General features: G+C 71.0%; 4 protein-coding genes. All 4 read right to left on the bottom strand.

The window, feature by feature from the left end:
* The coding region (locus H074_RS00065; protein WP_007027963.1) for a hypothetical protein at positions 1 to 524 on the bottom strand (524 nt) is incomplete at its 3' end.
* A gap of 90 nt (positions 525 to 614) precedes the next feature.
* Positions 615 to 821: a hypothetical protein gene (locus H074_RS00060; RefSeq protein WP_007027962.1), complete on the bottom strand. Its 207-nt coding sequence runs from the start codon at positions 819 to 821 to the stop codon at positions 615 to 617.
* A gap of 74 nt (positions 822 to 895) precedes the next feature.
* On the bottom strand, positions 896 to 1,090 hold the full coding sequence (locus H074_RS00055; protein WP_007027961.1) for a hypothetical protein: 195 nt from the start codon (positions 1,088 to 1,090) through the stop codon (positions 896 to 898).
* A gap of 116 nt (positions 1,091 to 1,206) precedes the next feature.
* A partial coding sequence (locus H074_RS40595; RefSeq protein WP_007027960.1) for a helix-turn-helix transcriptional regulator occupies positions 1,207 to 3,134 on the bottom strand: 1,928 nt, incomplete at its 5' end.

Raw genomic sequence — 3,134 nt, 5'->3', positions numbered from 1 at the left:
CAGGCGGCGTCGACGAGCTCGCCGTCGACGCCGATGCCGTCGGCGGCTTCGTGTTCGGCGGCGTTCTCCCCATCGGGGCGGCGGGAGACCGCGAGGGCGAGACGTTCGGCGAGCCGGGTGCCGATGCCGAGGTCGAGCGCGTGGTCGACCACGGCGTTGAGCCGCACCGCCAGCACCCAGCCGGGCTGGTCGTCGGTCGGGGAGGCCATGCGGTCCAGGACGGCCCGCAGGTAGGGCCGCTGCTCCAGCTCGGGCAGCAAACCGGGCACGCGGGGCCGGTCGTAGGCGCGGGCGTGGGCCACGTCGGCCAGCAGCGCGGCCACGCGGGCGTCGTCGACGTCGTCGGCGCGGCGGGTCAGCCGCGCGCATTCCGCGGTGGCCTCGGCGAGCTCGGCGAGCAGCTGCGCGTCCTCGAGGTCGGTGTCGCTGCGGACCATCGCGGTCACCAGCCCGTCGACGGCGTCGGCCAGGTCGAGGCAGCGCAGGCTCGTGGCGGCGGTGAGAGAGACGATCGTGCGGGACATGCACGGTCCTTCCAGGTCGGGGGACTTGGCGAGAGATACGAGGCCTGCGAGACCTATCCGGCCTCGCAGACGCTGGCTGGTGGTGTGGCACTACAGGTCGCGGGTGCCGCCGAGGAGCTTGCGGCCGAGGCGGATCTTCGTGCCGGATCCCTTGCAGCGGCCGCACTTGCGCCAGTACTGGCCGTCGGCGGTGAAGTGCCGGCCGCCGTCGCAGTTGCCGCAGGCGGTGTAGGGGTAGACCCAGCAGTAGGCCAGGTAGATCAGGGTCAGCGCGGCGACGAACAGCAGGGGCTTCATGGAGGCCTTCCCGAGACGGCAGCGGCCCCCGCCCCGGGAAAGGGGCGGGGGCCGCTGCGGCCAGCAGAGTGCGGTCAGAACGCGGAGACGTCGCAGCCGGTGTCGGTGATGACCGGAGCGTCGGGTGCGGGGCAGGAGTTCCCAGAATCCGGGCTCCCGCCGTCGCCGGGCGGGCTGGCGTTGCCGTCGACGATCGCGGCGAGACTGGGCTGCACGGTGGTCCGGCTCGGGCGGGTGTCGCTGTGGCGGGTGGGCCGTCGGCGGTTCATCGGTAGCTCCTTCATCGGGGATAGGCGAATCGGACTCTCTGTGCCGGTTTTGCGAGTCTCGATATTCCTCGCAGACCTCGCAGAATTGCGCTCCTTTCGTGGTGAGGGTGACGTGGCTACTTGATGCGGTAGCGGCCATCACCGAGGTTGTCGAGACGGGTCTCGCCGATCGAGCGGATGTGACCGCGCACGGCCTGGACACTGATGCCGAGAGCTTCGGCCATGTCCTTGGTGTGCCAGGCCTGCCCGTCGCGCAGCAGGATCATGACCCGCTGGGCACCGGGTTTGAGGTCAGCCGCCGGGACACCGTCCGGCGCGGCCACCGCGCCCCCGCCGGCGGCAGGGGCGGCGGCCTGGGCGGAGGGCCGGACCGGCAGGACCCGCACCGACGCCATCCCGCCGCCCGCCGCCGGGGTAACGGTCGTGTCGGCGGCGGCCTGCTCGGTCCGGGGGCCGGTGTAGAGCATGGTCAGCGCGGTCGCCTCACCTGCCGCGTCGAAGGCCTCCAGGGTGGCGATGGCCTTCTCGGTGTAGCGGGCAGCGGTCTTGTGCCGGTCGCGGTAGACCCGGCCCGCGGCCTTGGTGGCCCGCGCGTCCAGGGTCGCTTTCGGCTTCGCGGCGAGGTGTTCGGCAGCGAGGTCACCGATGTTGCGGGCCCGCCACATGACGTGCTCGCGGTCTGTGTCGATGGCGTAGCCGTAGCCGCCGCCCTTGCGCAGGCTCAGCGGCGACGGCGCGGAGCCGGGCAGCAGCCCGCAGTGGCTCTTCTCCATCATCCGCATGATCAGCAAATTGCCGGTGATCATCCCCGAGCGCAGGGCCGCGGCGTTGCCGAAGGTTTCCATGGTGAAGATCTGGCTGGCTCCGATGAACCCGATCCCCAGCTTCCGCGTGACGCGGTCCAGCTCGCCGAAGTCGTAGCCGAAGGGGTTGCCGGTGACCGGGTTCTTCACGTTGAACGCGTTGTGGCACTCGTCGATCATCACCATGATCGCCGGGCGCTCACGGGTATGGGTGAAACCATCCAACCCGAGCGCCACGTTCTCCGCTTCGCGGATCTTCGCCACGTTGCACACCGCCCGCCACAGGTGCAGCAGGTTCCCGATGTAGGAGAGTTCGAGCGGGGTGTGCTCGTCGGAGTCCAGGCCCATCAGCGACCAGTCGGCGTTATCCTTCAACGCCTTCGACGACGCGCCGCCTTGGGGGTCCATCCACCAGATCTCGAACCCGAGTTCGCGCAGCCCGTCGGCGATGAGCTCCAGGACGCGGGACTTGCCGGAGCCTTTCGACCCGAGGACGAACCCCGAGTTGACGGAGTTCGGCCCGGCGACGTGGTAGCGGGTCGCGCCCTCGCCGTCGACGTACGGGCCGATCTCCAGGTAGATGTCCTCGCCCTCGACGATGATGACCGGGCCGGTGTAGGTGGTGTCGACCTCGGCGCTGATCCGCACCGCCATGGTCGCCTCGGTCGGCCGGGCGCCTTCGTCGAAGGTCAGGTCCTTGCCGAAGTAGCCGATGGCCGAGCCGATCTTTCCCGCCAGGTTGCGCAGGTCCTGCACGGTCTGCTTGCCCGGGACGAGCGCCAGGGAGAAGGTCACGCGGTGATCCGCGATCTGCGGGTCGGTGAGCTTGGAGCCGGGCACCAGCCCGCCGGGGACGGTGACCGTGGCGGTCCAGGCCTCGAGGATCGACTCGGCCGCGGTGGCGACCGCGCTGGCTTCGGCGTCCGCGTCCTTGGCGGGGACGACGTCAGTCGGGCTGGCCAGGACCAGCTCGGTGCCGGCGGGGTAGCCGGGGCGGATCCGTTGCCACCAGCGCGCGGACAGGCCCACGGTGCCCAGCCCGAGCGCGAGCCACATCTCCATCGCGCTCGCCCCGGTCAGCGGGGTGGTCAGGCACCAGGCACACGACGCGGCGACCCCGGCCTGCACGCGGCTGGTCATGCCGGCCTTCTCGATCTGCTCGGTGTACTTCTTCGCCAGTGCCCAGCCACCGGCGAGGGCGACGGCGCCGGTGCCACCGGCGATAGCGAGGTCAACCGGGG

The organism is Amycolatopsis decaplanina DSM 44594 (assembly GCF_000342005.1).
GTDB lineage: Bacteria > Actinomycetota > Actinomycetes > Mycobacteriales > Pseudonocardiaceae > Amycolatopsis > Amycolatopsis decaplanina.
This window is presented reverse-complemented; position numbering and strand designations above follow the sequence as displayed.